The following is a 23,490-nucleotide window of genomic DNA, read 5'->3' as shown; positions in this document are numbered from 1 at the left end:
TATAAACCATATACGAGTTTATACAACGAAGTATACGAAATTCTCAAAAAAGAGGGTGTCCTGAGAGGGATTCATCTCTCAAGCGGTGTGCGTTTCTCCTGAATTTTGTTTTTTTATTCAGTCGGCTTCGTCTCTTTCCGAAACCAGCGTGATCATGTCCCCGGACCTGATGCACGATCTGTAATTAAGCGAGGATGTACTGTAACCGCTCCCGTCCCAGCACTCGTCATGCTCGTACAGGTCGCTGTAATTCATCGGTTTCAGGTAGCCGGAAATCTCGTTAAACCCTAAATGAAACATTTCTCCAAATCAAAGATTTATTGGAACCGTATAAATATCTGTTGGTCAAAACAACGGCGGGAAAATCCGTTTCAAAGGTAAAAAGAAACATACACGGAACATTTTTCAAATTCCGTCCCGTAGACCGGAAATTTGGAAAAATGGGATATCTTTAAATAAAAATTTCGGAGTTGTAAAACACAAAGAATGAGATTGAGTTAATGTGCTAAAATAAACCTGCTAATCGGTTTATTTCAAATTTGGATTACTTTGCGAATAACTGTGGCGCGCACGGACCATCACTGCCGCACAGGAATCCGGGCGGAATTTAACCGAATTTTTATATAGTAAAAACCGCCCGCCCGCAAGATCATGCGGACAACAGATACGATATAAAAAACCAGTATTCAGTGGGCTCCTTCTCCCCCGCCCTCTCCTTCTTCGGCAATGCTTTTCACGGCAGGTACCAGATCAAATCCTCCTGCGGACTCGACCATCTTCTTCACCTTCTCGTACTCAAGCCATTTCATGTCGATGCTGTATATGAGTTCGGAGAGTTCGGCAAGAGCCGCACCAATCTGCATGGACTCGAACGGAGGGCTTACCTTAGCTGCATGCTTCCTGATATTGTTCAGGGGCTCCTTCAGTCCGGCGCAGAGATCGCCTATATCCTCTACGTTCCGGGTATAGGCACGAAGACTGACCGACAACTTCCCGTTCCTCTCCTCAAACTCGACGACTTCCGAGATATCGGACATAATTATTGCGGCATATATAGGGCGATCGTTTTCGAATATAGGGATTGTCTCAATCCTGTATGTTCTTACTTCGCCGTCCGTCTTCCATAATCTCTCGCGGACATAGCCGGTTCCGGCCTCAAAAGCATCCATGAAATCATATTCGTCACCGAACACAGAATGGGGGAGGACAGCATATGCCGGTTCATCTCCAACGCCGTTCAGTGAGATCCCGGCCTTCCCGCAGGTCTCCTGGAAAGCCCTGTTGAAGAGGACTATCCGGATATCCCCGTCGACCATGAAGATCGGGTTCTCCACAGCATCGAGTATGATCCTGTAATGGTTCGCCGTGTCATCCGCGGTCTTCGTTGCGGTACCTTCGTCAGGGATCAGGACAAAGAAATATTCGGCATTATTCTGGCGGCCAGCCCTCACATACCCTATATTCATCGAGACCTGTTTTGTTTCGCCCTTCTTCGTTACAAGAGAAAGGCCGTCGACCCACGAGAGCAGCGTCCTCTTCTCAAAGACATCATTCTTTAGCGAATCCATTGCAGGCTGAACTTTTTCGCGATCCAATGAGAAGATCCTGAAGAAATCACTGCCTACAGCCTCCCATTTCGTCTGACCTGTGAAGTTCTCCGCCGCCGGATTGATCCTTGTAATAATTCCGGATTCGTCGACTGCAACAACAGGGTCAGCTAACACATTTAAGGTGGAGTCCACAGCCTCCCTGGGGCCCAGGTCCACCTTCTTCATGATCCTGTGCTTGTGAAGCGTTATCTCGATATTTGAATAAAGCTCCCTGTCATTGAAGGGCTTTATCAGGTACCCGAACGCATTGGTCTTAAGCGCCCTTTCCAGCGTCGCCTCATCGGAATGCGCAGTCAGGTATATTACCGGAATATCATAATTCGAATAGATCCTGTCGGCGGCCTCTATCCCGTCCATATCTCCTTTCAGGATAATATCCATGAGAACGAGATCCGGCCTGAGATCCCGGACCATCTCTATAGCTTCAAGTCCGCTGGCCGCCTCGCCGACAACATTGTAGCCAAGATTCTTCAGGGTCTCCGATATTTCAAGAGCCACAAGTGCTGAATCTTCGACAATCAGGATCTTTTTCATGATTTTCAACGCTAATTTTCGAATTGTATTTCATTACTGATGTACGAATGCAATTATTATTCTTTTATCGGGAAAGTTATGATAATTTTGGTTCCTGTGCCCGGAACAAACTCAATACTCCCGTCGAGCTGGCGGACAAAGGCGCGGACAATCCTTAAACCGAGAGTTTTCGTTTTATCAATCCTTAACCCCGGGGGAAACCCGACACCGTCATCCGAGTATGTATACCTGTAACTATTATCGGGAGTTTTCTCAACTGCTATCCTGATCATACCCTTCCTGCCGCCCGGAAATGCGTACTTCATCGAATTGGAGATCAGTTCGTTGGTGATCAGGGCCACGGGGATAATGCCGTCGATATCGAATTCTATATCATCGCTGCACTCGATCTCAAACGATATGTTCTGGCCGGGGGACATGTACTCGATCAGGAGATCCCTTGCAAGCTTTTCCAGGTACGCTTTTATTCCGATCGACGAAAGGCTGTCGGCGCGGTATATGTTTTCATGGACCATCGCCATCGTGTAGACCCGATTCTGGCACTCTTTAAGCGACCACTGGACATCCTCGTCGGTCGTCCTGTTCCTCTGGAGTTTCAGGATGCTAACGACCTCCTGGAGGTTGTTCTTCACCCTGTGGTGGATCTCTTTCAGCAGGGTCTCTTTCTCTTCAAGCGATCTCTTGATCTCCTCCTCGGCCTTTACATTTTCAGTGATATCTACCAGCACCATCATGCATGATTCCGGAATACCGGTTTCGTCATAGAGAAAACTCGAGAAGACGTTACAGATGTGCATGTCTCCCGAAGCATCCATGACCTTTATGATAAACGGCTCCTGGTTGTCCCCGTCGGGTTCCGGGTTCATCAGCCGCTCCCCGATCTCGATCAGGCTCTCCTCCGCTATTATCGGGAGCTGCTGGATCTTCTTTCCCTCTACAAAGATGCTACCGTAGCCGAAAACCGAGAAGAACCTGGAATTCACGTCGACTATCGAACCGTCGGGCTTCAGGACGATGATGGGTGCGGGAGACGTTTCGAAGAGGAGCCTGTAGCTGTTTTCGCTCCTGTGAAGGGCGGTCGAGAGCAGGGTGACTATAAGCGCCACCCCGAAGACGACGGTGACATTTTCAAGAACACGAAGTTCCGCGAATTTATCCGGCGAATAAAGCCAAATTACGACGGAGAATAGTGCAAGGATCAGGAGGGAGGCTAAAAGCCCCTGCCTTCTGAAGAAGAAGGTCGCGATTACGACCGGGATCATGAAGAGGCTTAATGCAGGATAGGGCGGATCGAACGTGAGAGTGAACAGATTCACTCCTGCGGCAAGTACGGTGAACAACGCAACTATCGCAATCCAGTGGCTATACTGGAGATAATCCTCGGAGCCCACATCTTTCACCACAATCCCCTCTGATTTCAGTTTGGCGGGAATAACAGATAATAGTGCCTGACCGGCAGCACTACAAGATTTGGGGACCGAGTTCCCTCAGGATGTCTTCTTTTTTCCTGACGACAAAGGAAGACTCCTCAAGCATCAGGTTGACGAGCTCGTGGCACCCGACGCACCGGAAGTCGGTTCTCAGCGAGATCACGGTCTTTCCCTTTGCATATCCGTAGCCCATCTCCCATGATGTTCCGGAATCTGCATCCGCACCGTCTACGACCGAGACGATATAGTCGCAGTCCTCAAGAGCCGCCAGGTGCATCCCGAATATCCTTGCGTGCTCCTCCTTATGGCGTGTGACAGAAGTATCGCCCACCTCCTGCGGAAGATAGACATCAAGAAGGTGTTCTTCAAGAAAATCGTGGAGTTTCAGGTTGAAGTCTGTCTCGGCCTCGGTGAACAGCGGTCCTGCGAGGTATATCTTGTAGCGGCAGAAATCCGTCACGTCGACTGCTTTTATATCCGGGAATCTCGAAAGAAATGCACCCCTGCCGGGAGTCTTCTCTTCCGTGGCATAGGTCATGTTGACCCCGCACGAAGGCGAGGAATCGACCCCTATTATGCAGAGAGGCTCTCCCTTTTCTTCGATAACCTTCCTTGCATCGGCCTCGAGTTCGTCGAGGAGTTTCGAGAATTCATCGTTTGCGAGACTTTCAGCAAAATTAGTCGGTTCCCGGTCCTTTCCGAGAAAGATCGTCTCCGGACACGGCATCCGTACGATCTCTATACCAAACCTTTCACAGCGTTCTATGCACCTGTTGAAACAAAAGATATCGTCGTCCCGTGTAATTCCTTTCGCCCTGAGTGCAGGGTCGGTTATGCACGGGCACATAAGTACATACATTGATAGCATTTAGGGGACCAAAACATTATGATGATGCCGCTTTTTGCATGGAGGGACAACTCCTGCGACCCCAGGATCTGCTCGGTAAAAAAACTTGAGAGAGCAGGAATGATCCGGGTGGCGGCGAAGATCGACAAGATCCCGAAGAGCACCCTTCTCCTGGACCCGAGGTCACCCCAGGCACTCTCGCCTGCCGACAGGATCGCACCGTCCCTGACCGTTCTGGACTGCACGTGGGAGACTCTTGAAAAGGTTGATGTCGGGGAGATTACACGAAAAAGGGCGCTTCCTTTCCTTGTCGCCGCGAATCCGGGCCATTTTGGAAGGCCGTTCATGCTGAACTCGGTCGAAGCTTTAGCCGCTGCACTTTATATTATGGGCGAAAAACAGCAGGCACATGACATCCTGGCCAAATTCGGATGGGGGATCAGGTTCCTGGAAGTGAATGCAGAACCGCTCGAAGATTACAGCAGGGCAGCAAATTCAGCTGAAATCGTCGAAATCCAGTCTCATTATTACTGAACGGATCATCCGAACCATAAGAGTACGTACATTATATTGATCTAATGGCGGACAATGACCTACCCCTCGGCAGCTTTTATTATGGGACGATCTAACAGGATAATTGTCCCCGGAACAGCCGTTAATTCCCCCATTAAGTGTTCCTGTGCCCGGGGGTGGAAGAAAAGTACCTAAACGAATTGCCATCATAAGCACTTTGACAACAATAACAATATGATATCTTTCTCAGGAGATCCCGGGAATCCCCGGGAACCAATCTTCAACCAGACATAAGCCACTTAAACCATCACCATTCAGAATCTTTTTTTCTTCACCACATACAGAGCCGCGAAGAGGAAGATTACCCCGGCCGCGATATAGTTCCTGAGCTCATCCGTTTGGGACGAGCCGGAGACGTCACCAATATGCCCCGTAGACGGGTCAACCGGAGCGGATGAATCCCAGTCGGAATCGAAGACCTCTGTAAAGTAGCCGGCTGCACCTGCATGATCGATTATCAGGCCGGCCTCCCGGTTGTACGACGGGGAGTTTTCGTTCCAGTTTATTGAACTTACGAGAACCTGCCTGCCATCGACGATCACGCCTTTATTGTGAACCTTGTCGAGGTAACCGGACTCAAGGCTGATAAGCCTCGCTTCGAGAGGAAGCGACCCGGAGGACGCGACTGCGTTTATGTATTGAGCCATTTCGTCGTTGTCGTCGTCTCCCTCGATATTGTAATAGTACGAATCGAGAATTATTCGAACATTTGCACCACGCCGGGCGGCATCGATCGCATCCTCGAGCCACGGGTTTTCGCCGGAAGACCAGTTTTTGATATAGGCCTGCTCGATGCAGACGGACTCTTTCGCCGAAGAGATCAGGTCGCCTACGAGATAGCTTGTATCTGGAGATATCACCGGAGTAACGCTCGCACCTTCAAATGATTCGGGCAGGAAGTTTCCGGTCTTCGCTTCGGCGACTGAATATGATCCCACTCCGTTTGTCCCCGTCATCTCCGTGATCCAGCCCCCGCTGGTATCGTAGTCGAATATATCTTCGAAATAGGAAGCAAGGGCCGGGCTTTCTGCAATTGCACCCCATCCGCGATTTCCCCCCATACCGGATGAGGGATACCCGGTCTCGCCGAAGTTTTCACTCGCTACAAGGACAAGTGAATCGTCGGATATAACGTATTTCGCATGATCGTACCTGTAAGGGGCATGAAACACCCCGTTCTCAGTCGCCATCGATAGAACGGGGATTCTCACGGAACCGAGAATCGAACAGACATTCTTCTCTTCATCCGACACTCCGCCGACAGGCGAGCCTTCCACAAGTACATCGACATCAACGCCCCTCCCGGATGCTTCGGCGAGAAGACCTGCGATCGAGGTACCGGTGAACTCGTACACGTTTATATCAAGGGACGACTTCGAGTTCTCTATGAAATCCTTCAGCTTCGCGTAGGAACAGTCGGGGGCGGCGAATACGGTTACGGAAACATCATAGAACGTCTCAGGTTCGAACAGGGACTGCCCGATATAATACGGCCTTTCGTCCCATACCCCGTCCGAATATACGTGAACCCTGCCTTCACCGGATACTACATCTCCGGGCCACCTGACCTCCTGTATTACCGCAAACCCTCTTTTGAGGATAAGTTCGTCGCCGCTGTTCGCCATCTTCAGTGTTCCGGTCCTTACCATGTCGGGAACCTGCGGGTCGGAGTTATATATCTCAAAATCCGGTTTCTCCCCGTGGACAGCCTCGTAATCCGTTGACTTCTGCGCCACTACCACACTACCGCCGGCTACCGTGTTGTCAGGAAACCGGGCGCTCCCCTCGTTGTCGGTGACATAATAACCGGTGAGATCCCCTGAGCCGCCTATAACGAAGTATTCGTCTCCCTCGCCGGAGAGCCATGTGTCGGGACAGAACTCGGAGATTACGAATTCGGCGGAAACTGATGTGATACAAAAAAATACAAACAGGATAATTGCAAAAACAGCCCCCCTTATACCCATAAATGAGATCTTTTCGCCTCTCCTTATTTACAGGTAGCGAAAAGGCCCGGTAGACTTCCTGCAAAACGATAAGATGCAGCACAATGAAACCTTTATCCGGATGGTCAGGATACCGGACAGCGATCATTTTGTCGTAAAACTCGGCGGAAGCCTGATGGAGCACGCCCCGCGACTCATCGATATCCTCGTAAGATCAGGGAGGAACATAACGATAGTTCCCGGGGGCGGCTGTTTCGCGGATTCCGTCAGGGAGATGGAACTCGACGACGACTCCTCGCACTGGATGGCGATACTCGCGATGGAGCAGTACGGCTGTTATCTCCATTCCCTCGGCCTGGCCGTGCAGGATGAACTAGTCCGAGGGACCGGGGTCTGCGTCCTGCTCCCGTATTCCTGCCTGAGAGAGGATGACCCGCTTCCGCACTCGTGGGATGTTACATCCGATACGATTGCGGCATGGGCCGCAGGGAGAATGGGATCCCCGCTGATACTGCTCAAATCGACCGAAGGCCTGTCCGCCGGCGGGAGAACGCTGGATATCGTCTCTTCCCCCGGAAGCTACCCTGAATGCGACCCGTGCCTTGTACCGTATGTCCTGGAGAACGGGATTCATACGACTGTTATAAACGCGAACGACGGGATAACCGCAGAACGATTTTTCCGCGGCGAAGAGGTCGCAGGAACCGTCATCATCAGAAGTGTTTAAGACTCCCCGGGTTGAAATAATAAGATAATTTTCAGGTGATATTTTATGCCAACAGAAAAATGCACATCATGCAAGGCCCCTCTTTCAGAGCCGGGCTGGACAAAATTCGAGTGCCCAAAGTGCCGCGAGGTTATCTACCGCTGCCACAAATGCAGGCACCAGAGCGTACCATACGAATGCAAATGCGGATTCCAGGGGCCATAAGCAATGGGTGACGTAGCGGTAATCCTCAAAGTGATGCCCGAATCTCCCGATGTCGATCTTGAGGGACTCAAGAAGGCAATAAAAGAGAAGTATCCGGGAACACAGGATATCGTCGAAGATCCTATCGGATTCGGTCTTGTAGCAATCAAAGTCGCAATCGTCATTCCAGACGGAACTGCAGGAGCTGCCGACGAAGCTGAGGCAGCACTCGCTTCAATTGAGGGTGTACAGAGCGCCGAGATTGTCTCACTTACACTTAACTAAAATACTTTTTTTGATTTATTGCCGGGGCACAACCGGCCGGTAAACCTGATTTAATTACCTCAGGGAAAAATACGGCCTTAATTTAACCAAACATGCTGTCAGTTGCAATATCTATATCTGTTTTAAGAACAAGCCCTTGTTCAGGGTTAAAAACCTTGGTGCAATAATGGAGGTAATCTAAAATGACAGATCTGGAGAGAGAAAGAGTACTCAATTCAGTAAGCCAGGCGGTTTCATTCAAGCCGGCCTATATGACGAATGACAAACTCGAAGCTGCTGTAAAAGGGCACGGTTCGCTTGTAATTTCCGCCTATGCAATCTCGAACTCGATAGCGGAGGATATATTCTGCCCCTACGGTGCTCCGGATATGGAGCTTCTCAACAGGATGACTCTCGTCGACGCTTCTGTGGCTACCCTTCCGCTGGATATGGTGATGGAGAAGGCGATAAACAGTGCAAAACTCGCAGGAGCCACACCTGAGAATGCCGCACTGCTTGCTGCTGCATTCGCCTATTTTACGGGATCCTGCGCGAGATCGGGCGTCCCGCTCGGGAACAGGAAACTCGGCGCCATCGCGAGGATTCACGCAGGAGTACCTAGAACAAGTGCGATATCGCTGATTACAGGCAAATTCACTCATAAAATTCCTGCATTCCCCGCATACATGGCAATCTACGAGGAGCTCGTGGATAAGAAACTGACACGAGTGGACGGATCGGTGCTTCCGCCCTTCGTATCCGGCGGTGCGATGTACGGCCACAGCGCCCTTGGCGAGGACTACAACTTCCCCGAACTTGCCTACAACGCGGCGAAGGTCGGAACCGAGGCGATGATTAAGAGCATGCACGGGGCGGGAATATACGCATACCCACTCTGGCCCGCGTTTATCGGTTCCGCAATAACCCTCGAGATGATCCATTCGGACGCCGCACTTGGCGAGGAATACGGAACATTCACCGGAACCGACTCCGCGTACATGGCAGGAAAAGGAGCGATGGATGCGGCCGGCATCCCAGCCAAGATCCACGTCAGGGGAACGAACGAGGAATACGACACCGCACGCGTGATAGGCGATTTCGGCCTTATCCTAAAGGATATCGGAGGACCTTCGGTCGTAGGCTCGATGGCGCTCGACGAGGTGTTCGCAGGGTTCCAGGAAGCCGCGACTATGGGTGCGGGCTTCTCCGGAGGGCCGGTAAACGCACCCCTGGGCCATGTACTCGGCGACTGCATGCCCGCAATACGCATGCTGATAAAATACAATGGTGACGTCTACAGGACAGCCGACGACATCAGGGATTACAAGATGAACTCGTTCATCGATCCCGAATACGCACTCTGTTCGCTGAATACGATCGCGAGAAAGGCAGAGGATGTAACAAGGGGAAGCGTATCGACTGCATGCCTGCTTGCAAGCGAGGACGTGAAGCAGAGGGCGGTTTACAGGCGGGCCGTAAAATCCTACGAGATGCTGAAGGCTGGAAAGACGGTCGAAGAGGTTGCACGGCAGCTCGACGACGAAAGGAAGGCATATGTCGAAGAGAGAGGATCGCAGGTTCTCTCGGGATTCACAGGCAAGGACATAAAGGTCCGATTCACATCCATAACGCCCCAGGGAAGGAGAACCGACAACTTCACGAAGAAGTTCTGGGCGTTCGACGCGAACATCTGCTTTGAGGCGACGGTCAACGGGAAGGACTACAAGATCGACAACTTCGCCGCGAAGGTGATCCCCGAATATGTCGTTGACGGCAAGGGAAGAGACGATCCCGATATGGGAACAGTGATCTTCGCGGGCTCCGTCCTTTCGCAGGAGCTCCAGTATGTCGGCCACACGATACTGAACATCACCATTCCCGCCGCAACGGGAGCTCTACTCGGCGGAGACCCGAAGACGGTTGCAAAGGACTCCCAGAAAGGTGCGTACCTCACGAGCGCGATTCCGGGTGGAAAGGAGAAGGCGATGGAGGTCGTTGCGGTTGCAAAACAGATCTACGACAGAATAAACGAACCGTTCCCGTAAGAGACAGAGATAACATGAAATGCCTTGTAATAGACTCCCGGCTGGCAGGCATAGCAGGAGATATGCTCATCTCGGCGCTTGTCGATCTCAAGGGAGACGAGGAGCCGCTCCGCAGGACCGCCGAAGCCATATCAGGCCTTGAGAGCTGCAGGAGTTTCACTTTTTCTGTAGAGGAATCAGATGACAGCTTCTTTCCCGCAAAAAAACTCAGCATTGAGATCGAAGAGGGAGGAGTCGACGGAAAGGACGGGCTGCTCGAAGCGGCGTCTCTTGTAATGGACGCGATCGGGATCAGCCCGGCGGCACGAAAGAAGGCGGAGGCCGCATTCGACGACCTGCTATATGCCGAGAAGAGGCTGCATCGCTCCGGCTTCAACAGGCACGAGATCGCCTCTGCCGATACTCTTTTCGACGTAATCGGGAGCATCGCCCTGCTTGATTCTGCCGGTTTCTTCGACGGGATCATTCATGCAATCACTCCTGTCGTGGGTGCGGGGAGCATCAGTGTCAGGGGAGAACAGGTCCCCGGCCCGGCCCCCGCCGTCCTGGAGATCTTCGCCCGGAAGAAGATCCCTTTTTCCGGAAGGGATGTGGATATGGAGTTCACGACACCCACGGGCGCGGCGATCCTTGCAAACATCGCAACTACGGTATCCCCGATATATCCTCCCATGACCCCTGAAGCCACCGGCTACGGGACAGGAACGAGAAGAAACAACGGCAACCCGTCGAATGTCCTGAGGGTGGTTGCAGGAGAGACATCGGCAGCATCCAACGATTCGATAGTTATGCTCGAGACCAATGTCGACGACATCCCCGGCGAGATTATCGGCTACACGATCGAGAGGCTCTTTGCCGAAGGTGCGGCCGACGTATTCGTTACCGGAGCAATCGGGAAGAAGAACAGGCCGGTAAACATCATATCTGTCATTACAAACAGGCAGAACCATCTCAGACTCACAGAGACGCTCATGAAGGAGACGGGAACTCTTGGCGTCAGGATATACGAAGTGCCGAGGCTTGTTGCGGACAGGACAAGAGAATCGATAAACGTCGGGGTAGGCAACAAACAATATCAGGTGAGCCTGAAGAGATCCACGGTCGGCGAAAGGCTCGTAAGCCTCAAACCCGAGTACGACGACCTGAAGAAGATTGCCCTGGATGCGGGACTCTCACTGAGAGAGATCATGGATATAGCGGGAAAAGAGATCTCCGATTACGAGAGCAGGTCTGAAACAGAAAAAAACTGAACTTTATATGCTGGCGGACAGCGGACTAAATTATCCTAAAACCCTTCATTTTCCAGGTAATCGAAGACTTCATCCGTGACTCTCCTGATCTTCTCGACGGATGCCTGAAAATCTTCCACCTCTTCGGGGCTTATCCTGATCGGTATCGGGAATACGCCCTTCCTGTTAAGCATTGCAGGAACCCCTATGCAGACATCGCCTATGTCGTGCACTTCACAGCGGATGTATGCGGTTACTGAGAGAATCCTGTTCTCGTTTCCGAGCACTGTTCTTGCAAGGGTTGCGATTGCCTCGCCGGGACCGTAGATGGTCGCTCCGCTTCTCTCGATTATGTAATGACCGGCGGCCTTCACCCAGTCGATCATCTCTTCGCCGGTGAACGTCTTGAACTCCGGCAGGTTCTTGAGCTGGATGCCTCCGATCGTCGTTGCCGACCAGAGCGGGACCATGGTATCCCCGTGCTCGCCGATGATACGGGTATGAACTTCGCTTACGTGGACCTTGAAATGCTGTGCAATAAATGATTTAAGACGCATCGAATCGAGGTGCGTTCCAAGCCCGAATACTCTCGATGGCGGGAAGCCAGAATATTTCAGGGCTACGGCAGTCATGATGTCTACCGGATTCGTAACGACAAACAGTATCGTATCCGGGGCATTTTCGGCCACCATTTTTGCGTAATTTGCAATGATCTTTGCATTGCCCTTGGCGAGGTCGATCCTGTCCTGACCAGTGTGCCTGGGCGCTCCTGACGTGATAATCACCATATCGGAATCCCTTATCAGCGACGGATCAGCGCCTGAGACGACTTTGATACGCCTCCCGACAGCGGCAAATGCATCGGTGAAGTCCCATTTAAGGCCATCAAGCGACTCTTCGTTCCCTTCCCTGCCGAAGAGAACAATCTCCGTTATAGAAGGAATTCTCGAGATCGCGTAGGCAGCGGACTGACCTACCTTGCCTGACGCACCGATAACGGTTACTTTAAGCATGATTAACACCGGAAAAACGGGAACGCGAGCCGGGTTGGAATTACGTGTCCTGCCGGCACCTGGAACTCCTCCTCCACCCTGCAACCCTGTGGGCACCAGACGTCCATGGTAAGTCTGCTCCCTTCCGGGCCTGAACCGGTCCCCACGGCAAAAAGTCTCCATTCCCTCCGGAATATCGATCCTCCTCCGCTAGTCTCACAGGACAAGGCTTCTCAGTTGGAATTATCAGGCTATGACAGGATCGCCAAAGCCGTCCCGGTCATTCGCCCCCCGCATAATGGCGGTTTCGGGTTACAGGTGACGCCTAACCACCCGGGCTAGTTCCCAATATATTTTAATCTTAAGGAATAAAAGCATCACCGCCAAAGGCGGCCTTCCACCGGGAAACGATCCACTTCGTATTTTCCCGGTTATCCTTACCGAATACGTCGATTGCGGCGAGCCTTCGTCCTTCGGGGATGAAATCTCCGGCATCCATATAATCTCCCCAGAGAACGACTGTTCTCCTCTCCCCGCCCTGTGACCCGGCGATTTCCACCGTTCCCGTTGAGATTCGTCGATCGTCCGGACGGCATGACCCGGCGAATGCGATTTCGCCGGTCCCGGTAAGGCAACGGTTCACATGAATATTTACAGCCGACCAGAATGCCGCAGGGTACCAGGCATCATTGAATACGACCGAAGGCACACCGGCAAGAAGTGCTGCAATTCCGAGAGTCCCTGCCCCGCAACAGGCGTCGATGAATACCTCCGGGAAGTTCTCATCGATCATCTTTTCAACCGTCCTTATCTTCAGACCGGTTCCTCTCGGGAATTCGATATGAAGGAGAGACTGCTGTTTATAGACCGCAAAAGCTCCCCCTGAACTCCTGAATATATCGGCACGAACATCGCACCCGGCAAGAAGTTCGTTTTCGGACGAAGACGAAAGATCATCCCCGGTTATCCCCGGCACGATCCCTCGGTCACGGATAACCCCCTTTATCTCTGGGACTTCTGCGACAAGTCTTTCAGCCGTTTTTTTGTCGGCATGGCGGGTCAGGAGAACGAGCGATCTCCGGGGTAAAAACGGCGGCGACGACAGATCGATACCCGGCGATATAAGAGGGGTCCCGATTCCTCCCAAAGGGGTATCGGCCTTTATTACGCCCTCCTCCCCCATTATCGCGTGGCAGTGGGAGAAGACGTCGTCTATGAATCTTTTCCCGCATGACAGGCAGGCTTCGGAAGGATGGAGACCCGGGGGAGGAAGTCTTTTGTCAAGCGGGATGGCGATGCAGTCGCTGCACGGTAAAAAAAGGAATTCAGCCTCCCGGATGAGCGTTTCGGCATCTTTTACGCAGTCGCCGCCGCAGACAGGACAACTGATGTTCGACATGACTACTGGATATTCGAGAGCCTTTTCATTACTTCTTCGATGCCGCACTTTCTTATATCCATCAGGTCGGCGATTAATGCATCGGAGAATATCATCGCCGCCGTCTCGAAGAAAGTTCCTATTGCAGCCAGCGGCTGAAAAAGTGATTTGTAACCCCCTGTAAGCTGCCTCACTTCAAATGTGTTGGGCCATTCACGGTCTTCAGGAGGTTCCGAAGGGATCTCGACGATATAATCGGCAAGTTTTCCGATGCTTGAACCGCGGTGCGATGTAATAAGGCAGAGAGTTCCGCCGAGAGCCTTCGTGGATTCGGCTATATCGACCATAGAGTTCGTCTCGCCCGTGCCTGAAAATACTACCACCGCATCCCCGGGCTCCATAGCCGGAGTGACAGTCTCCCCCACTACGTAACTCTCCAGGCCGATGTGCATGAGCCGCATGGCAAACGCCCTGGCGATGAGGCCGGATCTTCCCGCACCCGCAACATAGATCCTGCGGGCCGTGAGTATTGAGGATGTAAAAGAACTGATCTCATCGTCGGATATCTCTTCGATGCGGCGGCTTATCTCATCGGTCATGGTTCTCATATTCATTTTTACATCGCCGCAGCCGCTCATGATGATAGTTAAGACAGGGTACTATATAATATAATTCAGTTTGTTTGCGCTGTAAATACGGATTTGGCCATTCATTTCAGGTAATTAATCTTTAGAAGAAAAGGCACTTTCACTCTCCGCACGGACTCCCGTTATATAGGCAACGAAGGTATCTTCAAACATAAAAAGGAGAGAAGCCATGATGCAGAAATCAGGATATATGCAGGTCTCGAACGCACCGGCATATGATCCTTCGGGAAGAAAGTGCAGGATAATCGAAATATCGATCGACATCGGCAGATATGCAGTAGAAGCCGGCGAGCTCTCGAAGCTCCTCCTCTACGGCAGGAGATGCCAGGTCAGGCACATATCCCAGCATTTCGGAAAACATCTCGGTGAGACGGCAGGAGTCGTATCCCTCTCCTTCTCAAAGAAAGGTCTTATCCTTGAGATCTTTCCCGGACACAGGTACATGATCGCAAAAGGCGGGGTGGAGAACATGCTCGAAGGGTACATTCGTTACACGAAGATATCCGCGATGCATGCCCCGGAGAGCGAAATTCATTCCTGTAACAGCCCGACGATCCAGTCGACCATCACACCCTGGGTCGCGGTCTGAACAATCTCTTGATTTTTCTCTTCCCCGGATACAAGATATAAGATCAGGCCCCACCTTTTTTACGTGACAGGATCTTTTAGCGGGTGGGAGAAACATTACAGGAAGCACCGGCAGCCCTGGGCGGGAACGGTCCCCGATCGACCCGTTATTCCGGAAGGATCTGTAGTACTGGAAGCCGGATGCGGAAACGGAAAATTTCTGAAAGAGCTTCTTAAAGACAACATCAAAATTTGTGCGTTCGATTTTTCAGAAAAAGCGGTCGATACGTGCAAAAATGATATCTCATGCTTCAATACCAGGGCAAAGGCCGACCTTCTGACTGCCGACTGCATAGACCTTCCCTTCAGGGACTCTGCCTTCGATACTGCCTTTTACAGGCACATTACCGGACATCTTGATGAAGCAGGCAGAAAGAAATCAGCAGGCGAATGCACACGGGTACTGAAGGAGGGAGGGCTCCTTTATTTCACCGGGTTCTCGGTCGAAGACATGAGGGCAGGAAATGGGATTGAAACCGAACAAAACTCGTTCCTCAGGGGCAACGGTATACTGACACACTATTTTACGGAAGAGGAGGTCAGGCGGCTCTTCCCGGGGCTTGACGAAATATCCGTGAAAACAATACGGTGGAATATGAGGGTCAGGGGTACGGATCATACAAGAGCCGAAATAAACGCAGTTCTCAGGAAGAGTCGCCGCTGACGCTTCCGGACTCCAGATAATGCTCCACGGCAGCATTGCCGGCATCACGAAAGGCACGCGATACACCTGCCGGCCCGAGTTTTATGCCCCCGAATACTCTCGATACGGCCAGGCAATGGCTGCCGAGATTCTTTTGAATGAGAATATCAAGAAGGACTCTCCCCGGACGGCCAACCTCCCCGTCGTTTCCGAAAGCCGTGCTCCCGGAATTTCCAGAAGGGTAACGGGCGGCATAGCAGTGATGAGCGGCTTTTTTATACATTTCCCTTTGAATTCCGTTAATCGCCGCTACATCATCCTCCGATTCAATCAGGTAAAGATGAGCGAAGAACCTTGACTTTCTGACCTCGTATTTTATCGCAGAAAGCTCCTTCATAACTTAGATTACGCCTGCGGCGGAAAAATAATTTCCCGGCATCAGCCCGGAAACAGGCAGAAACAATTACATAGTAATTTCAGTTAAATAAAGGTATAAATGCATTATATGCCGGAGAGATGAAAGGATGAAGATTAAGCCCGGGAAGATAATCACCCTCATACTTCAGGTATTAATAGTCCTGATAATCGTCGCCAGTTTTTACACAGGAGATTATTTCTTTGCAATCGGGGGAGTTTTTGCCTTCTTCCTGACAATAGTGCCTTATATAGTCGAAAAGGAATTCTGCCTGGTAATACCATGGTGGCTTACATTCCTGATTGTCCTTTCACTCTACATCCACCTCGCAGGCGAATATTACTCATGGTATATCCTCTTCTACCCGTACTATGACAAGTTCGCCCACACGATATCAGGAATTACGGTAGGCCTCCTCGGATTCACTGCAGTTCTGCTCATCGACAGGTACACCGAGAACAACTTCAACAGGCCCCTTATCATTTTTATGATATTCATGCTAACCATGGCCTTCGGTGCGCTCTGGGAAATAATCGAATTTACGATGGATACTTTCTTCCTGTACGGCGATCCGATGCAGCACGGCAATACCGACACGATGCTTGACATGATCTTCGTCATGTTCGGCGCGATTATCGTAGCGGCCCTCGGAAATTTCTACCTGAGGAAGATGAGTAAGCTCGATTTAAGCCAGCTTCTCGCAGGAAATCCGGATCTGGAAAGGTATGCGCACCCGGCAGAGGAAAAAGCCAAAAATGACGCAGAAGAGCATAGAGATCAGTAGCCAAAGGTTGACAACAACACAAAATTATATATCGCTATCAGGGGAACTAATTAGTGCAGGGTTGTCTTTATCAAACCGTTTTTGCAGACTGCATAAGTGCCCCCCATTGCAGCTGAAACAATGATAAGGGCAATCCTACGTTACATTATAGAGAAAATTTAGCTCCTTTCCACTTTAAGGGGCCTGTAGCTTAGTGGTGGAGCGCCCGGCTCATAACCGGGCGGTCATGCGTTCGAATCGCATCAGGCCCATTGTCAAGTTCTCACTGTTCTGGTTAATATTCCCGTATTAAGATCTTTGCACTATCTTCAGCTCCAGGGTAACATGTTCATGCCGACCTCCCGGAAAAGCATAAAGAACCGATGGCAAAAGATTCCTGCTTCGGATTTAAAACAGATTATTAATATATAAAATTGAGAGTCTGTGAGGGATAAAAAGCAGGGGTTTTTCAGACCCTTACTTTCTGGCCTGCTTTGGTGCCTTGTTATTAGGATTCATTTGATTCGACTTGTTGTCGGCTGCCGCTTTGTTTGAGGGATTGTTGGGATTTTTTACATCCGCACGTTGGTTCTTTGTCATAGATCAGAGCTTCTGTTTTTAGGTGTAAATACTTTCTTGTTAATTAATAGTCATTAACACAGAAGATCCAGGAACACATGTAAAGAGGGAGGACACCCTTTGGGGCCCTGTTTATAAAACAGGAACAGAATTTCAAAGATAAATAAATATTTACAAATCCTTGGAATTCGTTGCACTGACCGATCAGGCATGAGCGATATATCGCTTTTCAGGAGAATAATTTTGGAAAACCGGGCAAAACGACGCTTTTTCATTTCAGACAAATTTAATCCGGTGCGCTCTTTTCCAAAAAATAAATGCATGGAGGAGGCCCGGATGTGGCCGCGTCCGTATGACCACCCCTCCGAACAACTGAATCAGGGATTTGAAGGATTGCAGACTTTTCAGCAGTGCACCGAAAGTTAATTATAACGATTAATCATTATGATTAGTCAAACCCGGATGGTGGTAATGATAGACGAAAAAGACAGGAACAACATCTTTATAATGGACGGTACGGCCAACCCCGGCCCCCTGGGGCTTTTGGGGTTCGGAATGACTACTGTGCTCCTGAACCTACACAATGCGGGGTACTTCGCTCTCGGAAGCATGATCCTCGCGATGGGAATATTCTACGGCGGGCTCGCCCAGATCATCGCAGGAATAATGGAATGGAAGAAGAAGAACACATTCGGCACAACGGCCTTCACATCTTACGGCCTGTTCTGGATGAGTTTCGCCGCAATGCTTATAATTCCGGCTCTCGACCTCGCTTCTGTCCCCGAAGGGGCTGCAATGGGATGGTATCTCTTCATGTGGGGTCTTTTCACGGCCGTAATGTTCATAGCGACACTCAGGATCAACAGGACCCTCCAGTTCGTCTTCGGATCTCTTGCGCTGCTGTTTTTCCTTCTCTCAGCAGCAGAGTTCACAGGGAGCGCTCTAATAGGCACTATCGCCGGATATGAAGGAATCATCTGCGGACTGTCCGCAGTCTACGGCGGGCTTGCACAGGTCATCAACGAGGTCTACGGGAAGGCCGTCTGCCCTCTCTGACCTTTCTTTAATTTTTCAAACTTTCTCAAGCCTTTCAAGAACATTTAACACCTTTCTGGCAGATTCACGGACACGAGAATCCTCGTCCGAGAGCATGGGAACGATAAATTCTATTGCTTCGGTGCATCCCATCAGGGAGAAAGATTCAGCGGCTGATGCCCTGACATCCCATTTTTTATCGTTTAATAGACGGAGCAGGGGCAGAGTGGCACTGTCGTCCCTTAGCATTCCAAGAGCCTTCACAGCCCCGAGACGCACCCACTTGTCATCACTTTCGAGGTATGGTATAAGAACAGGTACCGCCTCGGCACTGCCGAGTTTTCCAAGGGAAAGCATCGCTACATACAGGTATTCAGGCTCTCCGTCAGGATTTATAGACCCGATAAGATGCGGGACCGCACGTCTGTCTCCGGTATTCCCGAGAGATTCGGCTGCCTTAACCCTGTAGGTGATATGCCGGTGATCCAGCTGGGCGACAAGTATCTCAAAATTCTCCTTCTGCCTTCTCTCTCTTTCCTTCTCAAGACGCTCCATCGGAGTGCGGCTTTCGGAGTTCATGGTCATAAGAAATCAGAATCTTTTTTGCAATATATAGTTCTTGGCATCACAGGAAAAGCCATGCAACTGAAGCAAGAACGAGTACTGCAGATATAACAATAATATAGGATGTCCTTTGCAATAGCTTCTCCGAGTCGAGGAAAAGAGCAACAAGACCAGGTATGATAAAACCAAGAGCGAAACCTGCAAAATGGGCAAAAGGGTTACTCTCCGTGCCCACATCCGCCAGGATTAAAAAGAACAGCGACATCACTCCGACAGAAACGGAAAAAAGGACTACCGCTATCTTCATCCTGAGCTCCTGCAGACCGCCAGGGCCTGACAAATCGTTGGCAGCGAAAAGCTCGATCATCAGTATGAAAAACAGCAGGAAAAGCAGGAGACCGGTAAATGCCCAAACAATTCCTGAAAAACCGACACCGAACATGACATAAGCCGGGAGGCTGCCGAGCCTGTAGAAAAATATTGCAACTCCCGATATGGCGAAAGGGAACACAAAAAAGATCAGGGCAAGGTTAATAGTAAGAAAATTTTCCGGCAGAAAGGACTCTGGCACAGGGATGATATGATAATAGAGGAACCAGACAAGAAAACCGAATACAAGAAAAGACACGATATTTACAAAGATATGATCGGGAACCGTTGGGTTGTGAGTATAATTTGCAAAGAACATCGACAGGACGGTCGGATCAGAGTACTGCAGAACGAAATTCCGCAAAATGAAATCAGCGGTAAAATTCCCCCCGAAAACCTCAGACTGAAAGAGATAAAGAGCCACAGGCACAAGAACAAGCAGGAGCAGGAAGAGAGTTTTTTTCAGTCCGAAAGTCCTCAACTCCCTTAAGATATCATATAGCCCCATCAGGTATCGTCCTTCCGCAGCAGGGAGCCGATCTCCCCCCGCGGCAAATAGATACAGTGCATTCATTTATATTTATATTCAACCCGCATATCCCCAAACCCCAAACTTATCCTCTACAAAAACATAGATATTATACTGAAACCTAAGTGAGGCTTGTTTTAGGGCAATGAAAAATAATGACCTGTGCAAAACGCCTGTCATCCAGGCAAGGGTAAAGGCGGGCATGACCGCCGGGGAACTTGTTGAACAGTTTGGCAAATCGCGGGCTTATAACGCCGGATCTCTCTGGCATGCGGTAAATATCTATGAAAAGATGCTCTCCGACCCGGAGGTCGTGAAATTCTTCGGCCTTGCAGGTGCCATGGTGCCGGGAGGAATGGGAGGCATAGTCGAGGACCTGATACTTCAGGGGCACATCGATGTTCTCGTTTCGACGGGGGCGAACCTTACGCACGACGTTATTGAGGCAATCGGGTGCAGGCACTACCACGGGACTGAGATCTGCAACGACGTGGAGCTTCGTGACGAGGAGATCAACAGGATATATGACATATTCCTCCCGAACGACGCGTTCATTAAATTCGAGGAGTTCCTGCAGGGAGTATTCTCCGGCCTTGAAACAGACAAAAAATACGGCATAGCCGATCTTACCAGGACAATAGGCAGGAACCTCGACTCGGGGATTCTTGCTGCGGCCGCAAAGAAAGAGATCCCGGTTTACTGTCCCGCAATACAGGATTCGATGATAGGACTGCAGTACTGGCTCTTTTCACAGATGAATAAGGTCACGATAGACGCTTTCGCCGATATGCCGTCGCTTATGGATATATGCTTCGGTGCAAAAAAGAGCGGGGCGATGCTGGTTGGCGGGGGAGTTCCGAAGAATTATATCTTCCAGTCGATGCTTATGACTCCTAACGGTTTCGACTATGCAGTACAGCTTACAGGTGACCGGCCGGACCTCGGGGGACTTTCAGGTGCAACCCTCGACGAGGCCAAATCCTGGGGAAAACTCACCGGTGAGGCTACCGCACAGACGGTTTACGGCGATGCGACGATCAACCTGCCGCTGATCGTGGCGGCGACACTCGAAAGACTGGAGATGCGAAGATGACGGAGCTTATACTTGCACTTGACGTGCTGACAAGAGAAGAGGCGGTATATATTGCAGATAAGACGGCACCTTATCTTGATGCCATCAAGATCGGCTACCCCCTTGTACTCGGTGCGGGAATGAAAATTGTTCATGAGATCGCAGGACTCGGCCTGCCGCTTATCGCGGACTTCAAGGTCGCCGATATCCCGAACACGAACAAACTCATCACAGAGCATGCATTCCAGGCAGGGTTCTCGGCCATTATTGCACAGGGATTCACAGGAAGCGATTCCGTAGAGGCCTGCGTGGAGACGGCGCACGACTATGGCGGCAGCTGCTACGTGGTGTCGGAGATGAGCCATCCCGGTGCTCTTGAATTCCTCTCGGGGGAGAATGCAGCCAGGATCGCAAAGATGGCGGTGGAGTGCGGTGCAGACGGGATCATAGCCCCTGCAACACGGCCCGAGAGGGTAAAGGCTCTCAGGGAGATTATCGGCAGCAAAAAGATCCTCTCACCCGGCGTAGGGGCACAGGGAGGAGATGCAAAAGAGATTGCGCCTCTTATCGACGGAATGATCGTCGGCCGCTCGATATACAACGCCGAAGATCCGGCAAAGGCCGCAGAAGAGTATTCCTTCATACGCCGATGATGAGATGACCCGTTCCGATGCGAATAGCAGATGACGAGCCCTATGAGTCGCCTGAGGCGAAAACGGGAACAATTCTATTTTAACCGAAATTTATGCCCCCGGCCCGCTCCATGTTTTCCCTGTAGATTGTAATCAGGCGGGCTGCCGCATCGTCAAGCAGGTCTGCCGGAACACTGCCGGTCTTTTCAAGCTCTTCTTTCACTCTTTCCAGCAGGAGTTCATCGCTTGACACCCCGCCCCTGTAGATCGAATAAAATAAGCTGTCCAGGCCTTCGATCGCGATCTTCTTCCCGTCAATCTCCAGCACAACGGAATTTTTCCCTGAAAAAACGTCTCCTTCCATATTCCTGACAAAATTCCTTGCCCCGCAGGATATTTATTCGTTTGCAGGACAGTCCCGAAATTTTGTGAATGGCATGCAAGGGGCCGGCGCGAATGTATACACAGGAATCATTGACATTAATAAACATTTCCGATAATCCGGACTCTATACCAGGCTTAATTTTCGAACCGCATCCAAAAAAGTTATTAACTATCCATCAAATTCTTAATACATGATATGGACTGAAGAACAGCTTGAACTTGCAAAGAAATACAAGACCCTTGAAGATATCCCCGAAGAAGAACGCAGGTACAAATGCCACACATGCCATATGGTTGTCGAGGAGAGTCCATGCCCCAACTGCGGGGAGACGCACCTCGAGATCATGTGCCCTCTCGATCACTGCGGCTGTTCGCACGATATCATTGAAAAGATCGAGTACTGCCCTCTCTGCGGCCAGCCTATCTGCCCTGAATGCGGTTCCCACGACGTCTCGCAGGTCTCCCGCGTAACAGGCTATCTCGCCGACGTTGCAGGGTGGAACCAGGGCAAACAGCAGGAACTCAAGGACAGATCACGCTATACGGTTGCATGAGATTCTTTTATACAAAAAATACTCTTTTTATCCGTGGTAATTTCAGGGCGGCAAGCACCGGAATTGCAGGCGGCATTTCGGATATCAATACGATAATAAACAGCAGCGTTCCCAAAGACTTCGAATGCGAAGATCCGGCAGGATATATACACGATATTATAACAGGGAAAGGCTACGAAAATGACGGATTTTTCGGGCTCCTGACTGCTGTAAATATGAAGGATCTCTGCATATTTTCATGCGGATATATTACGGCGTTCATCACCGCCGGAGTAACCAACCCCAACCCCCAGGGCCCGGGGACGATAAATATCATAATACACTCCGCAAAGAGCATGCCCGACAGTGCTATGCTCGAGATGGTAAAGACAGTCACCGAGGCAAAGACAGCCGCTCTTTTCGACATGGGGTACGAATTCACCGGGACAACGACCGATGCCGTAATCGTCGCATACGACAGGGACGCAGCCGAATCGGCAGGGGTGTACTGCGGCACATTTACAGAACCCGGAATGAAAGCGTACGAGTGCGTCAGGATGGGTGTGAAGGAGGCAATTCTCAGGAACGAGTCGAAGGTCGTCAGGAAGAGACCTTCCTTTTTCATACACAGCACGATCGGCGGTGCCCACTGGATGGAATGGTCTCCGGACTCATGTGAGTACTACCCGTGCCATTTTAAGGGGCAGGCCTGCGATTTCTGCTACTGCCCGTTTTACCCATGCCACGACGAACAATTAGGGGACTGGATCGATTCTGCCTCGGGGAAAAAGGTGTGGGCGTGCACCAGATGCCTGCTGCTCCATCATCCAAAGGTTGCAAAATACCTGAAGAAAAACCCGGAGGCAGGCCTGGAAGACTTAAAAGGTACTGCAAAAGATTACGGGCTGAAAATCAGGGAATAAGAAGGAACCTGATTCAT

26 protein-coding genes, 1 tRNA gene and 1 other RNA gene are annotated in these 23,490 nt (G+C 50.7%); 15 read left to right on the top strand and 13 right to left on the bottom strand.

Annotated features, from left to right (window positions below):
* Positions 1-117: 117 nt before the first annotated feature.
* The 4 genes from MPET_RS00880 to MPET_RS00865 form a co-directional block, all read right to left on the bottom strand.
* A complete protein-coding gene (locus MPET_RS00880) occupies positions 118-300 on the bottom strand; it encodes a hypothetical protein (protein ID WP_013328130.1) in 183 nt (60 codons plus the stop codon).
* Between the two features lie 386 nt (positions 301-686).
* Entirely contained in the window at positions 687-2,144 is a 1,458-nt protein-coding gene (locus tag MPET_RS14310) for a response regulator (protein ID WP_013328129.1), read from the bottom strand.
* Positions 2,145-2,200: 56 nt separating this feature from the next.
* On the bottom strand, positions 2,201-3,544 hold the full coding sequence (locus tag MPET_RS14305; protein WP_148222164.1) for a sensor histidine kinase: 1,344 nt from the start codon (positions 3,542-3,544) through the stop codon (positions 2,201-2,203).
* A gap of 61 nt (positions 3,545-3,605) precedes the next feature.
* Positions 3,606-4,433, bottom strand: a complete 828-nt coding sequence (locus MPET_RS00865) for a nucleoside 2-deoxyribosyltransferase domain-containing protein (protein ID WP_048130454.1) — start codon at positions 4,431-4,433, stop codon at positions 3,606-3,608.
* Positions 4,434-4,463: 30 nt separating this feature from the next.
* Between MPET_RS00865 and MPET_RS00860 the strand changes: the two genes are divergently transcribed.
* Positions 4,464-4,955, top strand: a complete 492-nt coding sequence (locus tag MPET_RS00860; protein ID WP_048130915.1) for a DUF367 family protein — start codon at positions 4,464-4,466, stop codon at positions 4,953-4,955.
* Positions 4,956-5,248: 293 nt separating this feature from the next.
* Here the strand turns inward: MPET_RS00860 and MPET_RS00855 are convergent, their stop codons facing one another.
* On the bottom strand, positions 5,249-6,961 hold the full coding sequence (locus MPET_RS00855; protein WP_013328125.1) for a phospholipase D-like domain-containing protein: 1,713 nt from the start codon (positions 6,959-6,961) through the stop codon (positions 5,249-5,251).
* A gap of 73 nt (positions 6,962-7,034) precedes the next feature.
* Here MPET_RS00855 and MPET_RS00850 point away from each other — a divergent pair, with 73 nt between their 5' ends.
* The 5 genes from MPET_RS00850 to larC all read left to right on the top strand — a co-directional run bounded on the left by MPET_RS00850 (position 7,035) and on the right by larC (position 11,409).
* The gene (locus MPET_RS00850) at positions 7,035-7,667 is read left to right on the top strand and encodes an aspartate/glutamate/uridylate kinase (RefSeq protein WP_013328124.1); all 633 of its coding nucleotides are present in this window, start codon (positions 7,035-7,037) and stop codon (positions 7,665-7,667) included.
* A 45-nt stretch (positions 7,668-7,712) separates the two neighbouring features.
* Positions 7,713-7,871 (top strand): zinc finger domain-containing protein, encoded by a 159-nt coding sequence (locus tag MPET_RS14765; RefSeq protein WP_013328123.1) that lies wholly within the window; start codon positions 7,713-7,715, stop codon positions 7,869-7,871.
* A gap of 3 nt (positions 7,872-7,874) precedes the next feature.
* Complete coding sequence (locus tag MPET_RS00845; protein ID WP_013328122.1) at positions 7,875-8,135, top strand: elongation factor 1-beta; 261 nt, start codon at positions 7,875-7,877, stop codon at positions 8,133-8,135.
* Positions 8,136-8,317: 182 nt separating this feature from the next.
* Positions 8,318-10,159 carry a hypothetical protein gene (locus tag MPET_RS00840; protein WP_013328121.1) on the top strand — a complete coding sequence of 614 codons (1,842 nt, stop codon included), beginning with the start codon at positions 8,318-8,320 and terminating at the stop codon, positions 10,157-10,159.
* Between the two features lie 14 nt (positions 10,160-10,173).
* Positions 10,174-11,409 (top strand): nickel pincer cofactor biosynthesis protein LarC, encoded by a 1,236-nt coding sequence (larC, locus tag MPET_RS00835; protein ID WP_013328120.1) that lies wholly within the window; start codon positions 10,174-10,176, stop codon positions 11,407-11,409.
* A gap of 35 nt (positions 11,410-11,444) precedes the next feature.
* On the opposite strand, the gene MPET_RS00830 is transcribed toward larC, so the two are convergent.
* The 4 genes from MPET_RS00830 to hxlB form a co-directional block, all read right to left on the bottom strand.
* A complete protein-coding gene (locus MPET_RS00830; protein WP_013328119.1) occupies positions 11,445-12,401 on the bottom strand; it encodes a malate dehydrogenase in 957 nt (318 codons plus the stop codon).
* A gap of 16 nt (positions 12,402-12,417) precedes the next feature.
* Positions 12,418-12,729, bottom strand: an RNA gene (gene ffs, locus MPET_RS14760) — signal recognition particle sRNA.
* A gap of 12 nt (positions 12,730-12,741) precedes the next feature.
* A complete protein-coding gene (locus MPET_RS00825) occupies positions 12,742-13,779 on the bottom strand; it encodes a hypothetical protein (protein WP_013328118.1) in 1,038 nt (345 codons plus the stop codon).
* 2 nt (positions 13,780-13,781) lie between these two features.
* On the bottom strand, positions 13,782-14,396 hold the full coding sequence (hxlB, locus tag MPET_RS00820; RefSeq protein WP_013328117.1) for a 6-phospho-3-hexuloisomerase: 615 nt from the start codon (positions 14,394-14,396) through the stop codon (positions 13,782-13,784).
* A 178-nt stretch (positions 14,397-14,574) separates the two neighbouring features.
* Here hxlB and MPET_RS00815 point away from each other — a divergent pair, with 178 nt between their 5' ends.
* Positions 14,575-14,994 (top strand): hypothetical protein, encoded by a 420-nt coding sequence (locus MPET_RS00815; protein ID WP_048130452.1) that lies wholly within the window; start codon positions 14,575-14,577, stop codon positions 14,992-14,994.
* A gap of 63 nt (positions 14,995-15,057) precedes the next feature.
* Positions 15,058-15,696, top strand: coding sequence for a class I SAM-dependent methyltransferase (locus MPET_RS00810; protein ID WP_013328115.1), 639 nt, complete (start codon positions 15,058-15,060; stop codon positions 15,694-15,696).
* Here MPET_RS00810 and MPET_RS00805 read toward each other — a convergent pair.
* Positions 15,677-16,072, bottom strand: coding sequence for a YigZ family protein (locus tag MPET_RS00805; RefSeq protein ID WP_013328114.1), 396 nt, complete (start codon positions 16,070-16,072; stop codon positions 15,677-15,679). The genes MPET_RS00810 and MPET_RS00805 overlap by 20 nt on opposite strands.
* 127 nt (positions 16,073-16,199) lie before the next feature.
* Here MPET_RS00805 and MPET_RS00800 point away from each other — a divergent pair, with 127 nt between their 5' ends.
* The 3 genes from MPET_RS00800 (at position 16,200) to MPET_RS00790 (ending at position 18,488) form a co-directional block, all read left to right on the top strand.
* A complete protein-coding gene (locus MPET_RS00800; protein ID WP_013328113.1) occupies positions 16,200-16,874 on the top strand; it encodes a hypothetical protein in 675 nt (224 codons plus the stop codon).
* A gap of 179 nt (positions 16,875-17,053) precedes the next feature.
* Positions 17,054-17,125 (top strand) — tRNA-Ile (locus tag MPET_RS00795).
* Between the two features lie 778 nt (positions 17,126-17,903).
* Positions 17,904-18,488, top strand: a complete 585-nt coding sequence (locus tag MPET_RS00790) for an acetate uptake transporter (protein ID WP_013328112.1) — start codon at positions 17,904-17,906, stop codon at positions 18,486-18,488.
* 15 nt (positions 18,489-18,503) lie between these two features.
* Here the strand turns inward: MPET_RS00790 and MPET_RS00785 are convergent, their stop codons facing one another.
* Both MPET_RS00785 and MPET_RS00780 read right to left on the bottom strand, forming a co-directional pair.
* A complete protein-coding gene (locus MPET_RS00785; protein ID WP_187287568.1) occupies positions 18,504-19,046 on the bottom strand; it encodes a HEAT repeat domain-containing protein in 543 nt (180 codons plus the stop codon).
* A gap of 46 nt (positions 19,047-19,092) precedes the next feature.
* A complete protein-coding gene (locus tag MPET_RS00780) occupies positions 19,093-19,974 on the bottom strand; it encodes a hypothetical protein (protein WP_013328110.1) in 882 nt (293 codons plus the stop codon).
* Between the two features lie 100 nt (positions 19,975-20,074).
* Between MPET_RS00780 and MPET_RS00775 the strand changes: the two genes are divergently transcribed.
* Positions 20,075-21,022, top strand: coding sequence for a deoxyhypusine synthase (locus MPET_RS00775; RefSeq protein ID WP_013328109.1), 948 nt, complete (start codon positions 20,075-20,077; stop codon positions 21,020-21,022).
* A complete protein-coding gene (pyrF, locus tag MPET_RS00770) occupies positions 21,019-21,654 on the top strand; it encodes an orotidine-5'-phosphate decarboxylase (RefSeq protein WP_013328108.1) in 636 nt (211 codons plus the stop codon). The genes MPET_RS00775 and pyrF overlap by 4 nt, the downstream gene beginning before the upstream one ends.
* Positions 21,655-21,733: 79 nt before the next feature.
* Here pyrF and MPET_RS00765 read toward each other — a convergent pair whose 3' ends face one another.
* Entirely contained in the window at positions 21,734-21,997 is a 264-nt protein-coding gene (locus tag MPET_RS00765; protein WP_013328107.1) for a hypothetical protein, read from the bottom strand.
* Positions 21,998-22,208: 211 nt separating this feature from the next.
* On the opposite strand from MPET_RS00765, the gene nrdD reads away from it, so the two are divergent.
* Together nrdD and MPET_RS00755 are read left to right on the top strand one after the other, a co-directional pair.
* Positions 22,209-22,571: an anaerobic ribonucleoside-triphosphate reductase gene (nrdD, locus tag MPET_RS00760; protein ID WP_013328106.1), complete on the top strand. Its 363-nt coding sequence runs from the start codon at positions 22,209-22,211 to the stop codon at positions 22,569-22,571.
* Positions 22,568-23,473: an adenosylcobinamide amidohydrolase gene (locus MPET_RS00755; RefSeq protein WP_013328105.1), complete on the top strand. Its 906-nt coding sequence runs from the start codon at positions 22,568-22,570 to the stop codon at positions 23,471-23,473. The genes nrdD and MPET_RS00755 overlap by 4 nt, the downstream gene beginning before the upstream one ends.
* The last annotated feature ends 17 nt before the right edge of the window (positions 23,474-23,490 follow it).

The sequence above is a fragment of the Methanolacinia petrolearia DSM 11571 genome, assembly GCF_000147875.1.
In the GTDB taxonomy this organism is placed as follows: Archaea; Halobacteriota; Methanomicrobia; order Methanomicrobiales; family Methanomicrobiaceae; genus Methanolacinia; species Methanolacinia petrolearia.
The sequence above is the reverse complement of the archived record's forward strand: the minus strand, read 5'-3'. Positions and strand labels throughout refer to the sequence as shown.